This window comes from Flavobacterium sp. P1_E4 (genome assembly GCF_056405915.1).
In genome coordinates this window covers 1-25,754 of record NZ_JBFUBE010000010.1, presented here as the reverse complement: position 1 = coordinate 25,754, position 25,754 = coordinate 1, and the positions used below count along the sequence as shown (strand labels likewise).

Annotated in this window: 16 protein-coding genes and 1 tRNA gene; 7 read left to right on the top strand and 10 right to left on the bottom strand. The window is 34.7% G+C overall.

The genetic code is table 11. The features are described from left to right. Positions 1-30 precede the first annotated feature (30 nt). Positions 31-1,032 (top strand): hypothetical protein, encoded by a 1,002-nt coding sequence (locus AC1DY0_RS11110; protein ID WP_477188665.1) that lies wholly within the window; start codon positions 31-33, stop codon positions 1,030-1,032. A gap of 103 nt (positions 1,033-1,135) precedes the next feature. On the opposite strand, the gene AC1DY0_RS11105 is transcribed toward AC1DY0_RS11110, so the two are convergent. The 5 genes from AC1DY0_RS11105 to AC1DY0_RS11085 form a co-directional block, all read right to left on the bottom strand. Then, a complete protein-coding gene (locus AC1DY0_RS11105; protein ID WP_477188664.1) occupies positions 1,136-1,981 on the bottom strand; it encodes a DUF2911 domain-containing protein in 846 nt (281 codons plus the stop codon). Positions 1,982-2,356: 375 nt separating this feature from the next. Continuing rightward, a complete protein-coding gene (locus AC1DY0_RS11100) occupies positions 2,357-3,010 on the bottom strand; it encodes an HAD family hydrolase (protein ID WP_477188663.1) in 654 nt (217 codons plus the stop codon). Between the two features lie 123 nt (positions 3,011-3,133). Next, positions 3,134-3,850: a tRNA threonylcarbamoyladenosine dehydratase gene (locus tag AC1DY0_RS11095; RefSeq protein WP_477188662.1), complete on the bottom strand. Its 717-nt coding sequence runs from the start codon at positions 3,848-3,850 to the stop codon at positions 3,134-3,136. A gap of 119 nt (positions 3,851-3,969) precedes the next feature. Continuing rightward, positions 3,970-4,626, bottom strand: a complete 657-nt coding sequence (locus AC1DY0_RS11090) for a TatD family hydrolase (RefSeq protein WP_477188661.1) — start codon at positions 4,624-4,626, stop codon at positions 3,970-3,972. Further along, positions 4,626-5,228, bottom strand: a complete 603-nt coding sequence (locus tag AC1DY0_RS11085; protein ID WP_477188660.1) for a DUF1684 domain-containing protein — start codon at positions 5,226-5,228, stop codon at positions 4,626-4,628. Before AC1DY0_RS11085 ends, AC1DY0_RS11090 begins: the two co-directional genes overlap by 1 nt. A gap of 245 nt (positions 5,229-5,473) precedes the next feature. Here AC1DY0_RS11085 and AC1DY0_RS11080 point away from each other — a divergent pair, with 245 nt between their 5' ends. From AC1DY0_RS11080 to AC1DY0_RS11070, 3 genes are all read left to right on the top strand, one after another. Continuing rightward, positions 5,474-6,691 carry an MDR family MFS transporter gene (locus AC1DY0_RS11080; protein ID WP_477188659.1) on the top strand — a complete coding sequence of 406 codons (1,218 nt, stop codon included), beginning with the start codon at positions 5,474-5,476 and terminating at the stop codon, positions 6,689-6,691. A gap of 624 nt (positions 6,692-7,315) precedes the next feature. Continuing rightward, positions 7,316-7,678, top strand: a complete 363-nt coding sequence (locus AC1DY0_RS11075) for a BlaI/MecI/CopY family transcriptional regulator (RefSeq protein WP_111408610.1) — start codon at positions 7,316-7,318, stop codon at positions 7,676-7,678. A gap of 82 nt (positions 7,679-7,760) precedes the next feature. Then, positions 7,761-9,647 carry a M56 family metallopeptidase gene (locus AC1DY0_RS11070; RefSeq protein WP_477188658.1) on the top strand — a complete coding sequence of 629 codons (1,887 nt, stop codon included), beginning with the start codon at positions 7,761-7,763 and terminating at the stop codon, positions 9,645-9,647. Positions 9,648-9,717: 70 nt separating this feature from the next. Here the strand turns inward: AC1DY0_RS11070 and AC1DY0_RS11065 are convergent, their stop codons facing one another. Continuing rightward, positions 9,718-11,067, bottom strand: coding sequence for a M28 family metallopeptidase (locus AC1DY0_RS11065; protein WP_477188657.1), 1,350 nt, complete (start codon positions 11,065-11,067; stop codon positions 9,718-9,720). Between the two features lie 177 nt (positions 11,068-11,244). On the opposite strand from AC1DY0_RS11065, the gene AC1DY0_RS11060 reads away from it, so the two are divergent. Beyond that, a complete protein-coding gene (locus AC1DY0_RS11060) occupies positions 11,245-11,385 on the top strand; it encodes an SsrA-binding protein (RefSeq protein WP_477188656.1) in 141 nt (46 codons plus the stop codon). A gap of 66 nt (positions 11,386-11,451) precedes the next feature. On the opposite strand, the gene AC1DY0_RS11055 is transcribed toward AC1DY0_RS11060, so the two are convergent. Beyond that, complete coding sequence (locus tag AC1DY0_RS11055; protein ID WP_477188655.1) at positions 11,452-11,964, bottom strand: adenine phosphoribosyltransferase; 513 nt, start codon at positions 11,962-11,964, stop codon at positions 11,452-11,454. A gap of 114 nt (positions 11,965-12,078) precedes the next feature. On the opposite strand from AC1DY0_RS11055, the gene AC1DY0_RS11050 reads away from it, so the two are divergent. Continuing rightward, positions 12,079-12,152 (top strand) — tRNA-Arg (locus tag AC1DY0_RS11050). A gap of 554 nt (positions 12,153-12,706) precedes the next feature. Here the strand turns inward: AC1DY0_RS11050 and porV are convergent. Together porV and AC1DY0_RS11040 are read right to left on the bottom strand one after the other, a co-directional pair. Further along, complete coding sequence (gene porV / locus AC1DY0_RS11045) at positions 12,707-13,762, bottom strand: type IX secretion system outer membrane channel protein PorV (RefSeq protein WP_477188654.1); 1,056 nt, start codon at positions 13,760-13,762, stop codon at positions 12,707-12,709. Between the two features lie 126 nt (positions 13,763-13,888). Then, complete coding sequence (locus AC1DY0_RS11040; RefSeq protein ID WP_477188653.1) at positions 13,889-21,394, bottom strand: S8 family serine peptidase; 7,506 nt, start codon at positions 21,392-21,394, stop codon at positions 13,889-13,891. A 610-nt stretch (positions 21,395-22,004) separates the two neighbouring features. Here AC1DY0_RS11040 and AC1DY0_RS11035 point away from each other — a divergent pair. Beyond that, entirely contained in the window at positions 22,005-23,576 is a 1,572-nt protein-coding gene (locus AC1DY0_RS11035) for a tetratricopeptide repeat protein (RefSeq protein WP_477188652.1), read from the top strand. A gap of 348 nt (positions 23,577-23,924) precedes the next feature. Here AC1DY0_RS11035 and AC1DY0_RS11030 read toward each other — a convergent pair. Beyond that, positions 23,925-25,754 (bottom strand): T9SS type A sorting domain-containing protein (locus AC1DY0_RS11030; protein WP_477188651.1); only part of this gene is annotated, 1,830 nt, incomplete at its 5' end.

The following is a 25,754-nucleotide window of genomic DNA, read 5'->3' as shown; positions in this document are numbered from 1 at the left end:
GGTCCGTAAATTATAACCAATCATTTAGTAATGAAATCAATAAAACTTATTTGCTTAGCCTTATTTTTTCAATTGTTTTGCAGTAATACTACTTATGCTCAATTTGGCATTTCAACCGATCTATTAAAACTTGGGGCTTCTACCCTTGGTATTGACAAACTATTCAAAAAACCTGCAGCCATTACAACCGCTTTTGAAGATGTAAATAAAGAAGGCTCACAAATGCCTGCTTTTTTCAAATTAGAAGTTGCACAGCCATTATATTTATTACCTAAAGCACCCAATGGCGGATTTGTGCTTTGTGCCGGTTATTATGAAATGACAAATAAAAGTTATTGTTTGCATGCAGGAACATTTGCGCCTTCCAAAGGGGATGGCTATATGTATGCACCTACTAACGGATCAAAAAAAGAAATTGTTACAGCCATACTAAAAAGTGCTGAAAATCATCCTGAAATACACCAACATAATATCCAAATTTTATTGTGGGCAATAATTGCCAAAACAAAATTCATCGATTTTAGTACTGAGGTAAAGCTAACCGCTATAACCCTACTTACCAAAAAGCAATTAACGCAACTGGAAGATGGTGCGTTAGGTTTTTTACCCGATGATGTTATCAATCAAGCTAAAGCAAAACTACCCGAAAGTGTTCAAACTGTATTTGAAGCCGAAAACAACATTCGCGGCTTAATTACTTCTGGAAACTACACCTATCAGGAAATGGAAAAGTATGCTATTCTTGCTGGATTTGCGCCTCCAAGAACGGATTACCCAAGCGGTATCTGGACTTTGCATCCTGATGGTTATTACGTTCGATATATTCCTTCAGGTTATTCAGTTACCAAAGTTCAAGTTTATGTTCCCAAAGAACTTATCATTAGTCTAAAAGGGAAAAGTCTTATTTATGATGCTACCAATGACATTGCATGTCCAGCTAATACAGGTTCACAAAGATTGGCACAAACCAACGAACCCTTAAATCCAGATTATTCAATTACATTAAAAACCTTATGTGATGGCGTAAATTAACATCAAAATAATAAAACAGTTTATTAAAAAATCCCGTTTCGCCCTAAAAAGGCGAAACGGGATTTTTAATTTAATCGTTAATCAGAATACAGTTCAGCGTGTCCTATTTTTTACTCCACTCCGCAATGCTTTCTCTATTCATTTTTACGTAATCTTGATTCTTTGCAGTTTCTGCAGCCACAAGAGATAGATTTGCGGTTTCAATAGCACCTTTTTTATCTCCTGCTCTTGCTTGAATCAATGACTTTTGACGAGTGTACCAATAAGGTTTTTCAGTACTCAATTCCATAGCTTTATCCATGTAAGCCATTGCTTTTGCGTTATCACCATTCGACTGATAAAGGTATTGTGCAGCCGAAAAATAATCAGCAGACGTTGGTCCTGCCAATACTTTTTCAATATTTGCCAATACTTCTTTTTGAGTAGGAACTGTAAATTTCATTGAAACAGATGAGTTTTCCCAAGCCATATCCAAGGTAGCAGTATCTGCGGTCAAGTTACCAATACCAATTGTGAAAGACTCTACTGATTTTTGTAATGCATCTTCTTTTACAGTAGTTCTTAGTACTACATTAGCTTCATTCCACGTCTCAGGATTTCCCCAATTGTTTGTGGTAGAATAAAAAATCACTTCCCAGCTTTCTATTTTAGGAACTGTATACAAAGAGTATTTTCCTTTAGGCAAAGTTTTACCATCAATTACAACATCCTCACTAAAAGAAATGGTAGTATTTTCATTGGCTCCAGTTCTCCAAACTTTTCCAAAAGGAACCAAATTCCCAAATACCGCTCTACCTCTTGCAGCCGGTCTGCAATAAACTATTTCTACATCTGTCAATCCAACCGTTTGAAAAACTGTTGCTTTTGGGCTGGCTTGAGGTGTTTTCAATTGAGCCTCAGTAATAAAGGGCGCTATAATAAAGGCTAAAACAAAAAAAATCTTTTTCATATTATTGGTTTATGTATTTCTTCAAATTTACAAATTCAAAAAACTTTAGATGTTAATTTTTCCTTAATTCAAAATTAGTTATTATACTATTTTTCCAAGTTTAGTTGTTTCTACAACACAAAACAACGCACTCACTAGAAATTTAGAAATCATACAAGCTTTTTAAAAAATTATATAACAAAAAAAAAGATGTTCGGGTTTAAGTTTGTAATGTAATTAAATCAAACTTGACTAATAAAGAATTTGTATTTACAGTCGACTTTATAAAAACTACTATTATGGAAAATCAAAAAATAATACTCAAAAAAATAAAATATCTTATTTATAAAAGTATGTATTATTGTTTTGAAATTCGATATATCTTTAATTTATAAATTAATACTGCGATACTTTCTCAAAATTCAATTCATCAAAATGATTGACTACAACATCAGCCAATGACAAATCTTGGTCTTTAGAATGAAAACTATTGTACCCTACACAAAAAATACCCGCAGCTTTGGCCGCTTTTACACCATTGGTGCTATCTTCAATAACGATGCAGTTTTCCTTTGGTGCAATAGATAAAGATGCTGCATGCAGGAAAATTGCAGGATGTGGTTTTGATTTCGGAAAATCTTCACCACTTACTATATGTGAAAAATATTGGTGTAAATCAAAACGTCGAAAAACTCTATCAATCGTGACTTTTGAAGCCGATGAAGCTACAATCAGCTGCATACCATTTTGATGAAAATCTTTAATTAAATTTTCCACTCCTTCCAGTAAAGCCAAATCTTCTTTACTATCAAAAGCATCATTAAAAATAGATCTTTTTCTCAAAATCAAATCTTCTACTTCATGTTGTAACTGAAAATGTTCTTTCAACTTCTGAAAAGTATTGCGAGTCGATAACCCTGTAAAAGAAGTGTACATTTCCTCTGGAACTTCAATATTCAATTCACCAAATTGTTTGTAATAAGCATAACGGTGTACAAGTTCTGTATCTACAATTACACCATCCATGTCGAAAATTACGGTTTGTATCATTTTTTTTTAGATTCTAAGGTGCTGAGTTCCTAAGATACTAAGACACCTAGTTTATATTTTTATTGTTTTAAATTTGACTCCTTAAACTTTTAACCTCTTAATCGATTAAACGATTCAACATCTTTACTCTTTCTTAAGTAAAAATCGAATCACTGTTTCTGCTGCGTGCAGGCCAAATAATCCTGGCATATAACTATTGGTTCCGTAAAAAGATTTTTTAAAATTAGAACCATCGGTCATGCGCAAGCTAGATTCATCTTGAATTTCAGAAGAAAAAACTACTTTCACTTTGTTGATTTTTTCTTTCTTCAAACGCTTTCTGATTGTTTTTGCAAAAAAACAATTTAACGTTTTAGAAATATCAGTTACTTTTACTTTAGAAGCATCCATTTTCCCTCCAGCTCCCATACTGCTTATTATTCTCACTTTTTTTCTTCTAGCCGAAATAATCAAATTCAATTTTGGGGTTACGCTGTCAATGCAATCCAAAACATAATCATATTCATTGGTAACAATCTCATAAGCACGCTCTGGCGAAAGAAACTCTTTTACTCGAATCAAATTCAATTCAGGATTAATATCCATCAATCGGTCACCTACAACATCCACTTTAGGCTGTCCCACTGTTGAATGCAAAGCTGGCAATTGTCTATTTATATTGGTAATATCTACAACATCTCCATCTACAATGGTCATCGTTCCTACTCCTGCCCTTGCCAAAAACTCGGCTGCAAAAGAACCCACTCCGCCTAGTCCTACGACCATTACGTGAGCATTTTGCAAATTCTGTAAACCTTCTTTTTTAAATAATAGTTCGGCTCTTTCTGTCCACTCTGCCATATTAATTCGTTTAATTTTTTAAAAAGTGTAATCGTTTAAAGGTTTAATCGCTCTTGGTTATGGTTTAAAATTGTTTAAAGGTTTAATCGTTCAAAATTCTCATTCCCTAAACCGACAACTCATAATTCATAACCTCTAAAAACCGCTGCAAAATTACTCTTTATTTGTTGTTGCAGTTCATCCATTTTCCATTTTTTATATTGGGCTGCCAAGGCATATACTTCCTCAATTCCTTCTTCCACAGTATCAGTTTCTAGAAAAAATCGATCATTGGGAATACTTTGAAAAACTGTTTCTAGTTCAGGATTACGCAATAAATATTTCCCAAACGAAATATAGAATCCGTTATCGATGAGTTCCTTGGCCACTTGTTTATTCTTCGAGAAACCGTGAATGAGCATTGGAACCGTAATTTTTAATCGTTTCTTTAGAGCAATTACCTCTTGAAAAGCTGCGACACAATGAATCACAGCGGGTTTATTTTGTTTTTGTGCCAAAAGCAATTGTCTTTCAAAAACCTTTTGCTGCAATTCTAACGGAATTTCGATGCGTTTATCCAATCCACATTCGCCCAAAGCAAAACAATTAGGCTCTTGTAATTTACTTTCAATAATCTGCAAATCGGTCTCCAATCTTTCTTCATCAATATACCAGGGATGAATCCCAATGGAATAATACGGAATCGCTGCATCAAATTCCTGCGGATATTGATTAACGAGTTCCAAGACCGCGTCCTGATTCGTAAATTTGTGAGTATGTAAATTAAAAAACTTCATTAATCATGAAATTTCTTTACGCCCGCTTTTATTTCGATAGCCAAATCGTTTTCCAATGGCACTTTTGGGCATGAATATTTATGATTGTAAGCACAATAAGGGTTGTACGACTGATTAAAATCAATAACAATCGTGTTCTCTGTTGGGATTTTCAAATCAATGTATTTCCCGCCTATATAACTTTCTTTACCCGAAGTCAAGTCCGAAAACGGCAAAAACAAATGGTCTTTGTATTCTTCTTTTTTGGAGAGTTCAATATTGCGGTAAATATTTAGTTTTAACTCTTTTCCCTCTAGCTGAAAACGAGCTTCCCCATATTTTACATACATAGGTTTTCTCGCCGTTGAAGTTTTCATTTCAAATGGTCTTTCGTTCTCAGTTCTAATGAATTTAGCTACTACAAAGGCTTTTTCATTTATTGGATAAAAATCTAATGCTTTAAATTTAGCCAAATCATCAGTCGACAACGGACTTGTCTTTGCATCTGCATATTCTGTATTGAGGTCCTTTTGAAATTTTTCGACAGCAGTTACATCAAATTTTTCTTGGCTAAAGCCAAAATTAAAAAGTGTCAACAGAATCAAAGTCAGTGTAACTCTCATAATAATTTAAATTTTATGCAAAAATAGTTTAAAGTTACAAAGCCACAAAGTTTATGTTTAGAGAAACAAATATCTTGAAATACACTAAATATCTCACTAGCCCAGATTACTTCACTTAAAATTTATTTTCATAGGAGTTCAGTGAATATATTTGCAACGAATAGCTGGACACGAATGAAATGAACTGACGAAGTAAATAGCTCCTAAAAAACTTTGTAGATTTGCAATAAACAAGAATTTGCAACATGCTTAAAACTGCCCTTGGCCGCTACATCAATAATTTTAAAGGCTTCACACGCGAAGTTTGGATACTTGCTCTAGTCACTTTTATCAATAGAGCCGGTACTATGGTGCTGCCTTTTTTATCCAAATATTTAAAGGAAGATTTGAATTTTACCTATGGTGAAGTGGGATGGATTATGGTTGCCTTTGGATTGGGTTCCATGTTGGGATCGTGGTTAGGAGGAAAACTGACCGATAAAATTGGGTTTTATAAAATCATGATTTTTAGTCTTTTTACGAGCGGAATCCTATTTATTCTACTACAATACATTACAACCTTTTGGGGATTATGCTTTGGGATGTTTGTTATTATGGCAATTTCCGATATGTTTCGTCCTGCCATGTTTGTATCGCTGAGCCTATATGCCAAACCCGAAAACCGAGTTCGTGCGCTGTCTTTAATTCGTTTGGCTGTAAATCTAGGCTTTACAGCTGGCCCGGCTTTGGGCGGATTAATTATTATTGGAATGGGTTACCAAGGACTATTTTGGGTCGATGGAAGTACCTGTATCATTGCAATTTTGATTTTTGCATTGTATATCAAAGAAAAAAAGAAAATACCAGTTACCACAGATCAATCAATAACCGAAACAATTTCAAAATCGGTCTTTAAAGACAAACCCTTTTGGCTGCTGCTTTTTATCAGTTTTGTAACTTTCATGGTTTTTCTTCAAATATTTTCGACTTTGCCCTTATACCACAACGAAAAATTTGGACTAAGTGAATTCCAAACCGGAATGTTGCTCTCCATCAACGGGTTACTGGTTTTCCTTTTAGAAATGCCAATCGTAAGCACCTTAGAAAGAAGAAAAACGAACAAAATAAAGAGCATTGCAATTGGATCTCTATTCATTACACTTGGATATTACATTTTGTTACTTGATTCTTGGGTTGGAATCCTAGTAATTAGCATCATATTACTCACCTTTGGTGAAATATTCTCTTTTCCATTTGTCAATGCCGTTGCCCTCAACCGCGCGCCAAAAGGTCAAGAAGGAAAATATATGGGCTTCTATACCATGAGTTTCAGCCTGGCACATATAGCCAGTTCCAAAACTGGTCTGGAAATTATAGCTCATTATAACTATCAAGTCAATTGGTTTATCATGGGAACTTTGGGTGGACTATCCTTCCTTTGCTGTTTTTGGCTCAACAAAATGATTCACAAAGAACAAAAATAATACCTTCATAATAATTGGGGCGTGCCACCATTATGAAAATGGGCCAAATATGCAAACCGCTTATTCGGCCCATTTCCATAAAGCTGTCGGGCTATACGCGCTACTTCGGTAGCTTGCTTCTATCCCTCACGCGAGAACCACAGCAGTTGTATTCCAGAAGATATCTATTAGATACAAATCCCAACAGGTTTTAAAAAACTGTTCTCCATTCCCTAACCACTTCCAAATCATTTTGTATTTATAATTGGTATTATTTTTTATCCAACAAAGAGATTTGGCATTTTTGGTTAATTACAAAATGGGGTTAACCACGTTCTGAACCGCATTAACCCCGTACAATAACGTGGTTAACCCCATCCGATACACCAACTGCCCCGTTACAGAACGGGGTATACCTCGTCCTCAACTACATCAACCCCGTACATCACGGTGGTTAACCCCGTCCGATACACCAACTACCCCGTTATGTAACGTGGTTTACCACGTTATAGAGCAAAATACACCCGTGATTATCATATTGAACACCAAGAAAATCAGCATAAAACTAAAATTTTAGTTAAATAACTATATTTATAGTTTGTAAACTAAAAATATAGTTGTAAGTTTGTTTCAAATTAAATCATCATGCAAAAACTAACGAACAAAGAAGAAGAAATCATGCACATTTTATGGAAGCTCAAAAAAGCTTTTGTAAAAGAAGTAATGGCCGAAATCACAGAAGACCAACCGCATTATAACACCTTATCCACCATTATTCGCAATCTGGAAGAAAAGGGATATGTAAATCACAATGCCTTTGGAAACACGCATCAATATTTCCCGATTGTAAGTATCGAGGATTACCGAAAAGGTTTTATGAGTACTGCTATCGATAATTATTTTAATAGTTCTTATAAAAACATGGTTTCCTTTTTTGCCAAAGAAGAGAAAATTTCTGCTGCTGAATTACGAGAAATCCTTTCTATGATTGAAACCCCAAAGAAATAAAACTATTCCATTAAAAAAAATGGGGTTCATGACAACCAAAAAACCAAATAAAGGCTTCGGAATAAAAAAACAATAAACACAAATGGAAACACTATTCATATATATTGCAAAATCGAGTGGATTAATAGGGATGTTCTATATCGCTTATTATTTCCTACTGCGAAAAGAAACTTTCTTTACCGCAAACCGTTGGTTTCTTTTGGCGGGTTTGCTGACATCAGTAATTTTGCCTTGGATAGTTTTTACCACGATTGTTTGGGTAGAACCAACGCCTACTAATTTTGACTGGTCAAAAATGCCCTTGAGAACTGTCCCTAAAGAAAGTTTTGAAATCAATTGGTATATTGTTTTGGCCGCTGCCTATATCATAGGAATAACGTTGTTTTTAATCCAGTTTGCCTTTGACTTTTATCACCTTAATCTCGTTTTGAGAGGAAAAACAATTCACCAACAAGCAGACCATAAATACATCGACCTTAAAGAAAACATTGCTCCTTTTTCTTATTTCAACACCATCGTTTACAACTCATCATTATACAGCGAGTCGGAAATGGAAAGTATCCTTGAGCATGAGAAAGTACACAGTGAGCAATACCACACTATAGACGTCTTAATCATGCGTTTCTTTTGCATCCTTTTTTGGTTCAATCCCTTTATTTGGTTGTACAAAAATGCCATTTTGCAAAACTTAGAATTCATCGCCGACAGTGAAGCTGCCAAAAACATATCCGACAAAAAAGCGTATCAGCTTACGCTTTTAAAAATAACAACACACGAAAATTGTGTTGTGCTTACCAATCATTTTTATCAATCATTAATCAAAAAACGAATCGTTATGTTAAACAAAAATCAATCAAAAAAATCGAATTCCTGGAAGTATGCCTTAGTACTTCCAGCTTTAATTGCCTTTGTGTTTTTATTCCAAATGGAAGTTATCGCAAAGGAAAAAAATCAGAGCCCAAAAAAAGAACAATCAACTTCAAGTGATGTAGATGTTTACAAAATAAATAAGAATACAACAGAAGCAGAATTAAAAGAAAAAGCAGAAATTCTTAATGAAAAATATGCCATAAAAACCACATTTTCTAAAGTAAAAAGGAACTCAAATAATGAATTAATTGGTTTAAAAATTAAACTGCAAAAAGGAAAAGAAGTAGCTACCGAAATGGAAGTGAACAGTGGCGAACCCATAAAAGATTTTGCTATAGCCATTTCCAAAAATGATAATGGAACCACAAATATTGGCATTGTTACCGAAGATAAAGAGAATGATAAATTAACGGTAAATAATAACGTAGCATCTCCTAAAATTCGAATTTCTGATGATACTCATATTTTTATTGATGGAGCAAAATCAGATAAAACCGAAATGGACAAATTAGATCCAAAAGAAATTGCCACTATGAATGTCATCAAAAATAATGACAAACAAGAAATCCGAATAATTACAAAAAAATATGCCAAAACAATTAATGAAAATGACGTTTATATCGATGACAAAAAAGTAGATCTAAATGAATTAGACCAATTGGATCAAGGAATGATACAAAGTATGGATGTCAATAAGGACGGGAAAACTATTCGAATTATTACCCGAAACAGAGTTTCTCAGGACATAAATGCGCCTGCCCCTCCTACACCACCGACACCACCGACACCTCCTACACCACCTTCAAAAATTAAAGCTCCTGTTTTTCCAAAAGCGCCAAAAGCGCCAAAAGCACCAAAAGGAGATCCTATAAACGGAGATAAAAAGGCTTGGAAAGATTTTGAAAAGAAAATGGAAGAGTATGATGCTAAAATGGAAAAATTAGAACCTCAAATGGAAGCTTTCGACAAACAAATGGCAGAATTTGACAAACAAATGGAGCCTTTCAATAAGCAAATGGAGGCTTTTGATAAACAAATGGAAGTTTATGAAAAACAAATGGATGAATACCAATCTAAGATAGAAAAAGAAAACAAATAGTGGTATTCACTAAAAATCAATAAAAAAGACGGTTTCTCATCAAAACCGTCTTTTTTTATAGTTGTATTTCTTATTTAATCGGAATTGGAAATACCGGAATACTAGCATGTCCAAGTGCATCAACCGTTTGTACGGCAAAGAAATAATTATCTTTAGAATAAGGTATTTCTGCTCTAGTGTCTTTTACAAAAAAGGTCTTTTCCCAATGAGAGGAAGAAGTTTCTCTCATCAAAATCTGATAACCAAATTGTGCTTTATCTTCTGGGGCGCTCCATATTAAAGTCGATGAATTCGAAAGATTTTTAACTTCAATGCCTACATTTAAAGGAGCTTTTGGTGACCACGCCAAATTTGCCAAAACAGCTAAATTGGCACAAGCATTTTTTCTTAAATAATCAAAATCCATAAATTCAGGAAGATCTCCAAATTTAGTATTGTTTTCTGTTCTCAAATCCTGATGCTGATGATCAAAATTTTCATTCATTTCGCAAAAACGAATCGCTGTAAATCCATTTTGGCTAAAAGGAGTATGATCACCACCACGCAAGAAACGGTCATTTCGATACACTAATTTCACGCTCAATTGATCAACATATTGTTCTGTAGTTGTTTTTATATAACGTGCCAATAATCTTGAAGGACTGTCGTTATCACGATTCGTCGATTTGCGCATTTTGGCTTCATCTTCAGTCTCTAAATACGGAATTGTTTCACTAAAAACTCTTACTTGTGTATTGTCTCTTAAATTAGTTCCGTTAGATAAACTGTTGCCAATCATATCATTATTCAGCATGGCAAGAATATTCCAGTTATTTGCTTTTGCTAATTCTGCAAGATGTCTTGAGCCATAAAGTCCTTGTTCTTCACCGGTAACGGCAACAAAAATGATTGTAGCAGAGAACGATCTTTTACTCATTATCTTTGCCAATTCCATAACAGCCGCAACTCCCGAACCATCATCGTTAGCGCCTGGTGCATCCGATTTTACATCCATCACATCAGAAACACGTGAATCAAGATGTCCACTTATAATAAGTACGCGATTATCATTAGGATCAGTTCCTTTTAAGGTAGCCATTACATTTCCGAGCTGGCTGTCGACTTTTATACGTTTTCCGTCAGCCTTAACGGTAAAATAATCTATTTCAGAAGTTAATCTTCCACCAGATTCAAGAGCATATTTATCAAACTCAGATTTTACCCATTGTTGTGCAGCACCAATTCCTGTTGTTTTGCTTTTGGTATCGCTTAAAGTATGTCTGGTGCCAAAAGTAATCAGTTTTCGAACAGTTGCTTCCAGATTTTCGGCTTTGACTTCAGAAATCATCTTCTTAATTTCCGGATCTTCAGCAACTTGTGAAATACCGATTTGTGAAAATAATAAAAAGGCAAAAACGAAGTAAAAAGTAGTTTTTTTCATTGATTTGGAGTTGATTTTTGGATCTCAAATTTAATTAAAAAGGATAAACCATCATAAGTTGTCTGTTTCTTTTTTCATCCAAAAGATTTTTTCGGTTTACCATTTTCAAACTTCGTACATTTACACCTTAGGAACTTAAGAAAATGTCGGATTCAGTTGAATATCTTTAAAAAAAATATGTATAAAATTTTAGCCCAAATCAACAAACTTATTTTACCAAGCTTTACCAAACAAGGATTAGATGTAACCAAAGCCAAGAAATGGCAAATGGCTATTATTGGCTATCGTTATTATGTTACAACCAGAGCGCTTGGGTAAATTACAGTTTGCAGATTTCAGTTTGCAGTAATCAGTAATCTGCGAACTTAATTCTGTTATCTGAAATTAATAAGTCATTGCTGCAAAAATCTCGTTTCCGGCAATCTTTTCCCTTCCATTCAAGAAAGTAAGTTCCATCAAGAAATTGCACTGTACAATTACACCTCCCAATCTTTCAACCAATTCGCAAACCGCTTTTGCTGTTCCTCCTGTGGCCAAAACATCATCGTGAATCAAAACCCTATCCCCTTCTTGGATAGCATCAATATGAATTTCAAGAGTGTCAGTACCATATTCTAAATCATAAGAAGCCGAAATAGTCTCGAAAGGCAATTTATTTGGTTTTCGAACTGGAACAAAACCCACATTTAGTTCCTCCGCCAAAAGCATCCCGAAGAAGAAACCTCGACTTTCAACCCCAATTACCTTGTCAATTTTTTTGTCTTTTACTGTCGAAACCAAGATTTCGAGGCATTCTTTCCTAGCATTTGCATCGATTAGCAACGGAGTGATGTCTTTAAACACAATTCCTTCCTTTGGAAAGTCCTGAATATCACGTATATATTTTTTTAAGTTCATTTTTTTTATTTTTTATACAAATTCATACTTGCAAGTTACACATTTATTCCTATATTTGCACCCGCAAACAAGTTCAATGCACATCGTTGAAAACAATGAACAAGTTAGCAAAATGGCCTTGTGGCGCAACTGAATAGCGCACTTGATTACGGCTCAAGAGGTTACTGGTTTGAATCCAGTCAAGGTCACAAGCTTAAAAGCCCATTTCTTACGAAATGGGCTTTTTTTTATGTCTTTCCGTTATACTTAAATAGTATACTGATAAATACTAAACTATTTTTCTAAAAAGGTTTGAACCAAAAAACCTCTAAAAACAAATCACCTTGGAGGTATATCTATTTGATGAACCCTACAAAAATGCCCACAAAACATTTTCTTCATGATTTGAAAAAGTTAGCGTTAAAAATTTAATGATTGGGATGGGGCATTAGCTTCTAAAGATTGCTTTCCGCTTTTTCATACACTATCCATACACTATCCATACACTATCTATACACTATCTATGCTTTATCTATGCTTTATGTCCCGTCCTGTCCTGTCCTGTCCTGTCCTGAAATAACTATACAGATTATTAAATAAATCCTGTTCTGACATTTTTTAATAACTTTAACTAGCTATTTATAGAATAAAAATACCCCAAAATAATCTCTGATTTTTTGGGGTATTTCATTTTTATTCAGTCTCTTTATTTAGGGACTTATTTTATGGGATAATTTCGAATATAGAAGAATAGTAATTGTTTTTAGTTACTAATTGTTTCCTTATTTTCTATGCTATCCACAACATTGTCCCCTATGCTAAAAGAAAGGGAAAATCTTAATATGTTATCCATTGACGTTGACTGTTTGGATGTGGAATTGAGATATGACAAATCAAATTTGGCCGTCCTATATTTAAATCCAGCTCCAAAAGTAAAAAAGTTGACATTCCCTATTCCATTAGTATCATTATAAACCCCTGTTCTGAATGCAAAAAAGTCTTGGTATAAATATTCTAGTCCAAGTCCTGATGTAATCGAATTTGACCCGTCAACAATTAGTTTATTAAACTCTAACGAAGTTCCCAATGTATTATCTTCGTCTAAAATAAAATCAAAACCTCCACCAAATTTCAAATTGGTAGGTAAAACACTTTCAGATCCAGAATTTGAATCATAGTTCAACTTAGGTCCAAGGTTTGAAAGATTAAATCCACCTCGCCAAACACCCTTAAAACTACTAAAGGTAATTTCAGCCGACTGGTAAAATCCGGAAACATCAACAGCAAATGAACTGGCAACACTACCAGCAGCATCAACTTCTTGAATTTTTAAATCCGAACGGATGTATCTCCCGGTAACGGACATCGCAAATTTTTTGCTTAATTTCAAGGAATAAGATACATCAAATGCCAATTCGTTTGGATTCACAGTTTGGCCTGGATCATTTTCATTCTGTTTAAATAGGGTTTCTCCTAACCCAAAATATCTTAAACTGAGTGCATATGTACTTCTTTCATTAATCTTATTAAAATAATTTAGATTTAACAAAGCAACATCATTTGTTAAAGAAGATAGATAAGGAGTATAACTTAAACCTACACCTAGTTTATTTTCGGAAAAGGGATATTTCGCTGGATTCCATTGTTGTGAAAAAACATCTGGTGATGTCGCTACTCCCATATCTCCCATACCAGATGCTCTAGCATCTGCCGATATTAGCAAAAATGGCACGCCTGTGACAGTTCCCTCATTTTGTTCTTGTGCGAGTAAATTTCCGACTCCAAAGAGCAGTGAAAATAAAAGAATTATTTTTTTCATGTATATGAGTTAATTATTTTTTTGATTAAAATTATAATACGTGATGCGATACAATTTCTATTGCTTGTGATGAAGTAAAACAGTAAATTTTGTATCGCTACGCATTTAGTCACATCATTTCGTTATTTATTCGTTTGATCTTTTAATAAATTTGATAACTGAGGATGTTCCTTCTTTTCCACTTACATGTAGAAAATAAGCTCCTGTTGGTAAGTTACTCAAGTCTAACTCGCTATAAGCCTTCAGTTGCACATCTTCAATATCATATCTGCGAACAGTTGAACCATTAAGAGCCACAATTTCAATAACAACATCTCCAGCCCAACGATCTTCCCACTTTATATTTAATGTGTTTACAACAGGATTAGGAAATATATTGAGTTCCGTAATTTCTGCTTTTTTCACAACAACCTTAATCTGTTGTTCTGTGCTTAAGCCATGAATGTCTGTGGCTGTCAAGGTCAATATTGTTTCGCCTGCAGTGTGTGTTTCAATCACATATTGACCAAGTTCTTGACCTATTGTCACTGATACAATATTCTCATTTGCTACTGAAGCATTAAAAGTCATTTTATCACCATCCGGATCTGAAAAATAATCTTCAAATTGGCGCACATCAAAAAAGTTCAATCTAGAATAAATCAATTCTTCTGACTGAATAGCTACAGGTGCACGATTGGTTTTCAATACTTCAACTTGCAATGACATTTCTGTTGACGCTCCAAGTTCATCAACAGCAGTGTAAATCAATGTGTAAGTTCCAGCAGTTTCATAACCCGGAGCGAGTTTTATTGCAATTTCCTGACCAATCAATTCAAATGATACCCATGAAGGCACATTAGGAGCTTGAATCGTGATAGTATTGGCTTCTTTATCTATCAACCCTATGTTTACAGCTACTTCTGAAGCTTCGTTAACACTTACTTTTTCAGGGATATTAGAGAAAACCGGAGCTTCATTAATATGCAAGTTTACAGGAACTTTACCCATGGTATTAACCGGGTCGTTTGTTCTTATGTTTAAGATGGCATGTTGATCTCCACGAACTCCATTTGCAGCTATAAAGTCCAGTTGAACTTTATTTGATCCGCCTGGAGCAATATCTCCATTTGAAAGACCATTTATAGAAACCCAAGCATTAGAAACATACTTCTCTTCTCCGGCTCTTACCATCCAACCAATATCTTGGTAATCAGAAATGTCTTGTAAATCAAAAAACTCCCCCTCGGTATCAGCTGCCGTATATCTTCCGGGTGTTTTATCCATCCCCTCAACTGCACCTTGTGAATACGATATTTCATAAGGATAGGTAAGGACAATATAAAAATCTTCATTTGGATAAAGCCCTTTAGGCTCCTTTATAGGTAATGTTAGCCATGCTCCAGCTTTGTCTCCCGCATACACATAATCAACAGATCCTTGCTCTATTATCGTTGCTTCGTTAACAGATGAACCTCCTGCGCGTATTTCGTAAGTAATTGTTCCTGATGGTTTCTCAGTACCATTCATAAACGTTTGAAAATGTGACAGAGTAAAGCCTTCTTTACCAGCGTTAAATCGTGTTGCTGTAGTAAAAGGGAGTCCACCTCCGTAACCAAAAAAGCGTGCTGTTGCTATGTTACTGTCTTCGTAAGCCAATACTCGATTAAAACTAGGATCAGCAGCGTATAAACTGACACCTCCTTTAGGTGCCGGGATAGATTTTAATAATTTAAAATTGGCTGTTTTTCCCGCTTTTGCAATTGATGGTGAATGAGAACTAAACCCTGACATCGATTTTCTCAAATAGTCAATACTCAATTCATACTTCAAAGTACCCCCCTGAGTTCCATTACTGAAAGTAGCATACTGTGTATCTGTATCAGTTAAATAATTAACAACACTATTCACTTCAGTAGTTCCCACAGTTAAAGCAGGAGGTAATGTTACTTCTGCGTGTATAGGAATCATCATCTGTGGCACTGTGGCATTGCTTTCAACAACAATATTGTCACTAACAATACTTGCTGCAGTTGGAGCATATGTAATTCTGAATTTGGTCATATCACCTGGTAATATCGGTGGGTAAACACCCCCAAGGTCATTTATATTTGCCCAATCCCAGTAACCTCCTCCATCCCAGCCAGAAAAATAGGCATAGGTTTCAAGAGTGTATTCAGCAGAACCACTTTCTATCGACATATTTGATAATTGAAGTGTTGCAGCACCAGAGTTTTTAATTTCAAATTCTTTAGTATTGATCACAGCTGGGTTGACCATTAGTTCACCGTAATTTATTTCAGTAACATTTGAAGTAATTTCAGGTGACCCTTTTACAGTTAAATGTATTGGTTTCTCCAGCTGTTCCTGGTTAGGAACATTCGTGCGTAATTTTAATACTCGATCATATTCACCTGCATATATATTGCGTGCATCAATATTGATTTGAGCGCTTAAAGTAGTTCCAGCCGGAATTACCTGTTTTTTTGCCGGACTGATCACATAAGCCAAACCACTGCCATGGTTTACATTAGCATTATTTGATATGGCAACAAAATCGGAATGATCACCATTCTGAAGTCCAATAACTGATATATTAGTACTATTATCTACAGTTCCGTTCACCTTATATTGGAATTTCATTGTTCCATTCTTGTAGAAGATAACTTGTGCAGAGGTTGGATCCCCCATACCAAAGTTATTTACAAAATATTCCCATGAAATAATAATTTTCTCGGCATCACTATAATAGAAAACACCCACATCCTCTTTTTTGTATTCAATTGTGTTAAAACCTCCAAAAGTCCAGTATGGGGCAATAAGTGTTTTAAACAAATCAGTAGGGATTTTATCATTCATTGCAGCACTAGCTTCCGGCTCATCGAAAGTCAACAATCCTGTAGTACCTACATTTATATCAGTATATTCTTTACCATAAAAATCAATAGCCCAAGGCAACGTTATTTTATTCCAATACTGATCAACATCAAAATAATCTTCAGGAAATGGCAGTTGAGTTCCTGTGTTACGAATATCAATCCATTGGTAATTTGTTCCGTCATTAAATGTTTCATAATTATATGTAAAATTTGGTATTGCATCGGCAGTGCTTACTGGTACAGACATTGTCAGCCAATCAGTACCGGTTGCAACTACTTCAAGATCAGCTTTACCGTTATTTTCTATAAGAATAGGATATTTAGCTGTCTCTCCATGGTTTAACACCTGTGTTATCAAATCAAGATCAGTAACTTTTATAGCTGGCGGATCCATTACTTTTCCAGAAAGTGTCAATACATATTTAACTCCTTTGTTATCTGTAATACGTAATACATCTGTAAAATTAGCAACCACATCGCTAGGCATAACAACATCATATACTTTACTAAGTCCAGGAGCAATAGTTGCACTTGTTTCTCCTGTTATTTGAAACTTATTATTGTCTAAAGCAAAGCTTGTTAATGTTACAGGGGCAGTGCCATTATTTTTAATGCTAAATTTTCTGGAAGCAACAGCTCCTTGAAATACATCCCCAAAGCTAATATCCGAATGAGACACAGCAAGTTCAGCTTTACCTCCACTTGTAATATTAATTTGTACCAAAGGATTTATTTGGGTATTTAATGGATCGCTAGATATAACATTCAAATACCTGTTGATAACACCCTCATGCAAAGCAGCTGTTTCCATAACAACATCCATCTTGGCAGATTCACCTGGCAATAAAATTCCTCCTGCATTGCTGATAGAAGTAATCATATCAGAACCTGGATAGTCAAAACCTAAAGCCAACCCGGAATATATTTTTGCCACTTTAGTCCAATCACTTACTAAAATACCATCGGTCTGATCGTAATCCTCAATAAGGATATTAAGGTACTGTACATCCTGCTCGGAAAAGGTAATATTATCATAGTAAAAACGAATATTTCCATCTGCAAACAGCACCATCTGTGCGGTAAGAAATCCTGCATATCCGTCAGTAACATTAGTGAACTGTACAATAACTTTATCTGCTTCCACTTTATATTGTACACTACCTCCAGCGGCCAATTCAATAAAAGTTCCTAAAGGAGAAATATATCCTTTTGGTGAATATGGTGCACCATTTAAATTTGGAGTATTAACTGGATTTTGCGAATCATCAAATGTTGTAAATCCTTTGTAACTGATATATAATGTTTGCATTTTTTTTGCATAATATGGGAAATCAAAACCCATTTCCACAGGAAAATATCTGTTGCCTTCTGCTTTAAAATATTTTGTAATATCGATTCCCGTTGTAGAAATATCCTGATATTGATACGTTAAAGGATCAGTTTCTGATGCGTAGCTTGTTCGGTATCTATAACCATATTTATGATATTTTCCTTCCCAACTATCACTTATTCCTGATTTATCATAGGTTGGAATGAAATACTTAAGTGCAGCCTGACCTTCATTTTTTACAGTAACTGAAGCAGTAACCTGATCTCCCAAAGTGACATTGTCAATTAATTGGGTCATTGGGTCAACAACTATTTTTGCTGGTTCAGAACTAACACCAAATAATACAATTTTTAAAGTTTTAGAACTGCTGGTAGATGCGAATGTCAATATTCCATTATCATTTCCTAATGCATTAGGTGTATATTTTACTTTAAGAAGAAATTCACTATCTGCAGTAAGTTGATATGGAGCCCCATCAAGAAGTTCAAAGTTTGGATTCGAGATAGTGTAAGATACATCATTGAAATTACCCAATCCTGTATTTTTTACTACAAATTCCATCTCTTTTGAAGTGCCTTTAAAAACACTTGCAAAATCTAGTGTTTCAATAGATTTAAGAACAGGCTGTTGACCAGTTACATTTACAGTAACAGGAACTTTAAATTCAGTATTCGTTGCATCATTGGATTTAAAAATAGCATTAGCAGAATAAGTACCGTTTATAAGTGCAGATCCATCAGCTGAAAGTTTTGTGTTTTCTGTGCCATTTCCGTTTACCTCTCCATTCTTAGGCTCTAAAGTCAAATATTCCCCTAAGTATTTATTTTGGCTGCTCGCTATGCTGAACCATGCAAAATCATTGTTATTAAGAGCTACTCCGAGTGAACCCCAAGTTTGCCCTAAGTCAAAAGATATAAAACAATTATCAGATCCTTCAGGCGTATTCTCATATCCAATACTCAAAGGATAAAGGTTTCCAGCTGGAACATGAAGTACCACCCAAAACGTTTCACCTTGCTCAAAATACAATTGCTCGTCTAATGTAATGTCTGCAAAACTTTGATCAGCACTCCAAGGAATGTATTCTTGGGCATAAATTAGATTTTTTTTATCGAGTTCCGTTCCTTTATACACTTCAACGACAACAGGACCAAATTCCGGATTTACATTTAAATAGGTTTGAATTTGCGTCAGGTTAAAGCCATCCGCTTCACTAACAACATATTTTGTGGCGGCTGAATTTGGAAGTTTGATATCTTCATCTCCAATAATGTCGGTAGGACCATCACAATAAGTTTTCTCTGTCGGAGTAAACTGGAATGTGCCCACTTGTTTACTTGAAGAAGCTGATGAAACTCTAGCCTTTATTTTACGCACATTTCCCAAAGAGGCTACTTTTGTTGTTTTCGCAACAGGGTAGTTTATTTGTTTTGCAGCAAACGACGCAATAGAAGTTTGTTTATGACGGGTTGAAAATTCCCATTTCAATACACCTTCTGCGTTATTTAAAATTGTAAGATCGTGTGTCCCTTTAAAAGAAGTACTGGCATCAACATCAATTACAATGTTTTTACTGTTTTCATCTACATCTATTTTCGGTCCAGCATTGGTTGTACCTTGTACGACATCTGATAATTCTGATAAATTATTCCATCTGTCTTTGGAAACTACTGCAAAATAATATGTAGTTAGACCTAAAAGTCCATTAACGGTATATGTCGTAGTTGTTCCCGCCAATGCTGAATTTTTAATAATGACAGATTTTGTCGTCGAAAGGGTACTTCTAGTTATCGGCGAAGTACTATAATAAACTTGAAACTCAGTAGGCTGTGAATCATCTGTATCATTTGGAACAGTCCATGATAAATTTGCAAATTCTTGCGCAACTCCTGTTACCTTCAGATCTATTATGGCTGCTGGTGCTATACCCTGATCATTTTGAATAGCTAAAAATGCATCTATATGACCCGAACCTAACTTTCCTTCATATCCAGGATTGTGAGAATCGATATCAACTACACCTGTCAAAAGCTTATTTCTTAGAATTTCAGGTGTTAATTGGCTCTTGCGATTTGACAAAGCAAGGGCTGCTATACCCGAAACATGCGGGCAAGCCATAGATGTTCCCTGATAATAACCATATTGATTATTTGGCAGAGTACTTAAAATACCATTTTTTGACCCCAAATCTGTTTCCCCTCCAGGAGCAGCAATGTCAACCCAAGTACCATAGTTGGAATAGCTGGCTTTTTCCCAGTTAGGTCCGATCGAACTTACAGACAATGTATTCTCATAATGACCTGGATACCACTCTCCCTCTGAATTACTATTTCCCGCTGCAAATATTACAATTCCTCCTTTCATTGGGCTATTTGGATAATCTCCAGCTTCGGCAATAAAATAGTCTATCGCATCTTGCACCGATTCATCAAAAATTCCAGCCTCTGTATATCCCCAACTATTTTGAGAAACCACAGCACCATTGTCTGCTGCATAAATATAACTTTGTTCAAATCCACCGCCTCCTAAACATTGAAGCGACATGACTTTAGAGCCATCATTATTACCACTCCCACCAGCAACACCACAAACACCTATTCCATTGTTGTTTACTGCTGCAATTGTTCCAGCTACGTGCGTTCCATGAGGTTGTGCTTCAATACTTCCATTCTTTTTATCAAAATTCCAGCCATGAATATCATCTACATAGCCATTAGCATCATCATCCACATTAGCAACACCATTAAGTTCAGCGTTATTTGTCCAAATATTTGCCTTTAGATCTGGATGCTCTACATCTACTCCCTGATCATGAATCGAAACAATAACTTGAGGATTTCCTTTTGTGATATCCCACGTTTTGAATAAATTGATGTCAGAACCATCTGGATATCCAGTTTGTCCAGTATTATCATAATGCCATTGATCTCCCAATTTAGGATCATTAAAATAAGAAGCTGCTGTAGAAGATCTTACAGTACTAATTTGTGTATCGCTAATTGGTGTAAAGCTATAATCAGAAAGCACTATTTCCTTCTCCGTTTCTGCTACCTCAATTTCATTAATTCTTTTATATTGAAGAACAACATCTTGTGGCTTTTGATTAGCGTCGATGTCTACAACATACCACAAATCTAGTTTGTGCTTTCGCAATTTGGCTTCCAATCTGGGATTAGGATTTTCAGGAAATAGCCTATGCATTTTCTTGGCTCCAACCTTTGCAGAAACTTTATCAAAGGCTTGAATTCCTGTCAAAAGCTTTTTCCCTGTAGTCACCTTCATTGTCCTTAAAGTCTGAGTTAATTGTCCTGAAAATTTAATTTTCACAGAACCTTGCTTAACTCCCTGTTTAAAGGTTACTTGCTGACTAAAAGAAAAAACAGACCAAAGCGAAAAAATCAAAAACGATAAAAATCGATTTCCTTTTTTGTAATAATTTGTCATTTAAATTGTTTTTTGGTTAGTTAATAATAATTTAATGCAATGGCTATAGTTTATTTTTAAATCTCAATTCCTTATCCTGAAATTAGGGTTCATAAATAGTTCTAATAAAACAAAGCATTAAATGTCTTGGCGCAAGAGTATGGAAAAATCAAATAGTTATGATTCAAAGGATAGTTACATCTTATATATAGAGAATAAATGACGATTACATTTGTACAACAATAAAACTTAAGTGTCTGTCTATAAGATGTTTGCGGTGTTAAATTATTGACTTATTTGGAATTCGAAATTGAACTTAAAAATAATTAAATACGTCTATTCAAATGAAGGCTTTTAATGAGTAATGACCTATTAAAAATCAAAAATTGAGTTCTCATTAAATTACTTAAGAAATAAAATTGAAGCTAGGAATTTATCTGGTTCGAAGAAATCAATTGGACCATGTCTAAATTTTCAGAAAAGAATTTAGTAAATCAAATAACTGATAATCTTGAAACTCAAAAATTATTCATAGTTTAGCTAAAATTATTTGAATTGAAGCATTTATACCTATTTATAGTTTTTTTTTATATTTTTTTGTGAAGCTCTTTTTTCACAAAAAATTGATAGTTTGAAGCTTCAATATCAAGCAAATTCTGATCCTAATAACAAGGTACGTTTGCTCATTCGGATTGGATATGCATTAGAAAAAAAAGACTTAGACTCTGGGCTGTTTTATTATAAAAAGGCATTATCCTTCAAAAAAAATACCGCAGATACACTTTTGGCTAGAGTATATTCAAATATAGGTACTGCCAATCTTCTTAAAGGCAACATTGATATTTGCCTTGACTATCAGTTAAGAGCGCTGAAAATCTATGAACTCTATCCTGCAAATCCAGATATCTTAAAAGTTTATAACAGCATTGCCTTAGTTTATTTTTATCAAGGGGATTTTGAAAAAGCACTAATAAAGTTCAATCAAGTAATAGCCTTGTTGGATAAAAACATTATAAAAGATAGCCTCAAAGTTCATCAGATTAAAGGGAAATTATTAAATAATATTGGTATTATTTATGATAATAAAAACCAGTGGGATCTTGCTCTTGAATATTTTATGCAGGCATCAACACATAGCAAAAAGATACATGATAATGAAAATCTGTCTTCAGTATATTCCAATATGGGACTCATATATCTTAAAGGAAAGCGTTACGAATTGGCCGAAGCAATTTTTATCGAAGCTCTTAATATAAGGAAAAAAGAGAACGATATATATGGGTTAAGTAAATCTAATTACCACTTAGGAAGGCTATATAAAGAGAAAGGGCAACTAAATAAAGCACAGGAATATTTGCTTAATAGTCTCAAATATTGTCAACAAGCTAATTCATCTTCTGCCAGGGAAGCTGTTTTGGAAGAACTTAGCCAAGTATTGGCTGGAAAAGGAGATTACAAACAAGCCTACCAATATCACGTTGCATATAAGTCTATAAGCGACAGTCTTTTTAATAAAGAAAACCAACAAAAAATTACTCGTGCCGAAATGCAGTATAAGTTTGACAAAGAAAGTCAAACTGCAAAAGTAGCGCAAAATCACAGGGAACTTGTTTACTTGATTATAGCAATTGTTTTGATTCTGGGGATTATAATTGCTATCATTATGTATCGTCTTCAGGAAACGAAGGCTAAAATCCAACAATTGGCAAAAGAAAGCGCAGAATTGAACAATAAAGAACTTTCTTTAAGAGAAAACACTTTAAAAAGAGAATTAGAATTTAAAAACAAAGAGCTTACCACAAACATAATGTATTTACTGAAAAAAAACGAATTCATTACTGAAATTTCGGAACGGTTGATGGCATTGAAAAGACAAATAAAAAAAGATGATCAGGTAATTATCCAAAAAATAATTTTGGATATTAAAAATGCTCAAGATGACGATGTTTGGAAAGAATTTGAAGTTCGTTTTAGTCAGGTTTACAATGATTTTTATGAGCGTTTAAATAGTAAATATCCTGATTTAACTCTTAATGAGAAAAGGATCTGTGCCTTTTTAAGATTAAATATGACTACTAAAGAAATCTGTGCGCTTACACGTCAATCTTATAACAGTCTTAATGTTGCAAGAGCAAGGCTAAGAAAAAAACTTAATATTCAAAATGAGGATATAAATTTGGTGACGTTTTTAGAAAATATATAAATCTTATAAAGAGCTTCTAAAGATTACTTCCCGCTTTTTCATACACTATGCCTACTTGATCTAGGCTTTATCCATACACTCTTTGTTTGTGTATAGCTATTTCAGGACAAGACATTATTGATATTTAATTTTTAGGCACAAAATTACTCCAACTTTCTCCAAACATGGATTTACCTTAAAGTATATGAGTAATCAATAATTGAAAGAGTCATTAAATAAATTTGATTTACAAAGAGGTATTTAAACCTACTTATTTATATAACTTAATTGATACTTTTGAAAGTATCCAATTTTGCATAAAAAAAGCACCCGTTTGTAGCGGATGCTTTTATTTTAAAATTAGTTAAATTATCTGGAAGAAATTACTTTTTTGGTACTGCTTCCTCTATTGGTAGTTACTTTTATTATATAAACTTCCTCTTGACCAGTATAAGGAATGTTTAGTAAGACTGATTTATTCAAATAACCATTAGTGTCGTAGTTTTGTGCTACCACTACTCCTGATATATTGAATACTTCAATTTTTACATCTGTAACATATTTAAAATCATAGCTAATAGTCAATTGGTCTCTGAAAGGAACCGGAGAGGCTGTAAAACCTTCTACACTTGATGTTTTATTTGATGATTTATTTTCACAATTTGACGCATCGGTAGCATTTGTTCCACCTAATGGACAGCCTGAATTATTAAGGACATCTAATTGAGATGCTAATGATCCAGGTGCATTTCCACCAGCTAAGAATGCTGCATTAACAGCATTAATTACTGATTGAGGATTGTTTAAATAAGGTGATGGATAATCAACATCATCGCTACAAGCATTCAATAAAGCGGCTACACCTTGTCTAGCCAAGTTATAAATACCTCCTCCGCCTAAGTTTAGAGCTTCCAATAAAGTTAAATTAGTAAAACTGGATGGCTCATTATCAAATACTTCTCCCATTGTCATACAAGTAGTATAGTTTGAACACCATCTATCAGTGTGGTTTTTCCAATACCCTAAAGTACATCCTTCATTTGCGCAGGATACCACGGTCACTGTTTTACTGCAAGAGCTGGTACATCCATTTCTGCTGATGTTATCAGTCACTGTATAAGAACCCGGTGCTCCAGCTGTCACTGTGATGGATGTTCCTGTAAGAACAGCACTGGTAATGGTTCCGTTACCGGTGATTGACCAAAGATGGGTTACTGTGCCACCACTAGGGTCTACAGTTGACGTATAAGTATTTCCAGTTGAATTATCACATATTGATTCTGGTCCTGTGATATTGCAAATTGGAATTGAATTTACGGTCACTGTTTTACTGCAAGAGCTAGTACAACCATTTCTACTCATGTTATCGGTCACTGTATAAGAACCCGATGCTCCAGCTGTCACTGTGATGGATGCTCCTGTAAGAACGGCACTGGTAATGGTTCCGTTGCCGGTGATTGACCAGTGATGGGTTACTATTCCACCTGTAGGGTCTACAGTTGAGGTATAAGTATTTCCGGTTGAACTACCGCATACTGGATCTGGTCCTGTGATATTGCAAATTGGAATTGAATTTACGTTTACAGAAAATTGTTGAACTCTAGGACAACCTGAAGAAAGAAGAACTTCTTTCAAATAAATGGTGTAAGTACCAGGTCCAGCTGTGAAATTTGAAACATTGGTAATTTGATCTGCTGTAGCTTCGGGATCTCTCCAGAAAGTTATTAGTTCTACAAGTGGATCAGGTAATGCATCAAGTATCGCTGTACGTAAATCTATCGGCAGTGGGAAACAAATGTCTAGGTTTCTTATTCCTAACGCAGTTGGTACCACATTGTTCAGACTCACAGTCACTTCATCGGTATCGCTACAACCCGTAATTTTATTTGTTTTGGTTACGGTGTAAGTTGTAGTTGCTGTTGGATTGGCCATTGGATTACTGATATTCGCRGCGCTCAAGCCTGTTGCAGGAGACCACAAATAGGTAAACGCATCGTCGTTAGCCTCACCAATTAATTTGCCGTTTGGATTGTCGATACAGGTTTTGGTAAAGTCCGCACCTGCAGCAGCAATTACAACAGCATTGTTTACTGTTACAATGACTGTGTCGGTATCGCTACATCCGGAAGATATATCCGTTTTGGTTACTGTGTAAGTTGTGGTAACCGTTGGATTTGCCATTGGATTACTGATATTGAC

Excerpts from the sequence above, each read along its gene's own strand:
- AC1DY0_RS11110 (WP_477188665.1), top strand. The coding sequence starts at position 31 with ATGAAATCAATAAAACTTATTTGCTTAGCCTTATTTTTTCAATTGTTT.
- AC1DY0_RS11060 (WP_477188656.1), top strand. The coding sequence starts at position 11,245 with ATGTATAAAATTTTAGCCCAAATCAACAAACTTATTTTACCAAGCTTT.
- AC1DY0_RS11095 (WP_477188662.1), bottom strand. The coding sequence starts at position 3,850 with ATGGCAGAGTGGACAGAAAGAGCCGAACTATTATTTAAAAAAGAAGGT.
- AC1DY0_RS11085 (WP_477188660.1), bottom strand. The coding sequence starts at position 5,228 with ATGAGAGTTACACTGACTTTGATTCTGTTGACACTTTTTAATTTTGGC.
- AC1DY0_RS11075 (WP_111408610.1), top strand. The coding sequence starts at position 7,316 with ATGCAAAAACTAACGAACAAAGAAGAAGAAATCATGCACATTTTATGG.
- AC1DY0_RS11040 (WP_477188653.1), bottom strand. The coding sequence starts at position 21,394 with ATGACAAATTATTACAAAAAAGGAAATCGATTTTTATCGTTTTTGATT.
- porV (WP_477188654.1), bottom strand. The coding sequence starts at position 13,762 with ATGAAAAAAATAATTCTTTTATTTTCACTGCTCTTTGGAGTCGGAAAT.
- AC1DY0_RS11065 (WP_477188657.1), bottom strand. The coding sequence starts at position 11,067 with ATGAAAAAAACTACTTTTTACTTCGTTTTTGCCTTTTTATTATTTTCA.
- AC1DY0_RS11080 (WP_477188659.1), top strand. The coding sequence starts at position 5,474 with ATGCTTAAAACTGCCCTTGGCCGCTACATCAATAATTTTAAAGGCTTC.
- AC1DY0_RS11070 (WP_477188658.1), top strand. The coding sequence starts at position 7,761 with ATGGAAACACTATTCATATATATTGCAAAATCGAGTGGATTAATAGGG.
- AC1DY0_RS11055 (WP_477188655.1), bottom strand. The coding sequence starts at position 11,964 with ATGAACTTAAAAAAATATATACGTGATATTCAGGACTTTCCAAAGGAA.
- AC1DY0_RS11105 (WP_477188664.1), bottom strand. The coding sequence starts at position 1,981 with ATGAAAAAGATTTTTTTTGTTTTAGCCTTTATTATAGCGCCCTTTATT.
- AC1DY0_RS11100 (WP_477188663.1), bottom strand. The coding sequence starts at position 3,010 with ATGATACAAACCGTAATTTTCGACATGGATGGTGTAATTGTAGATACA.
- AC1DY0_RS11090 (WP_477188661.1), bottom strand. The coding sequence starts at position 4,626 with ATGAAGTTTTTTAATTTACATACTCACAAATTTACGAATCAGGACGCG.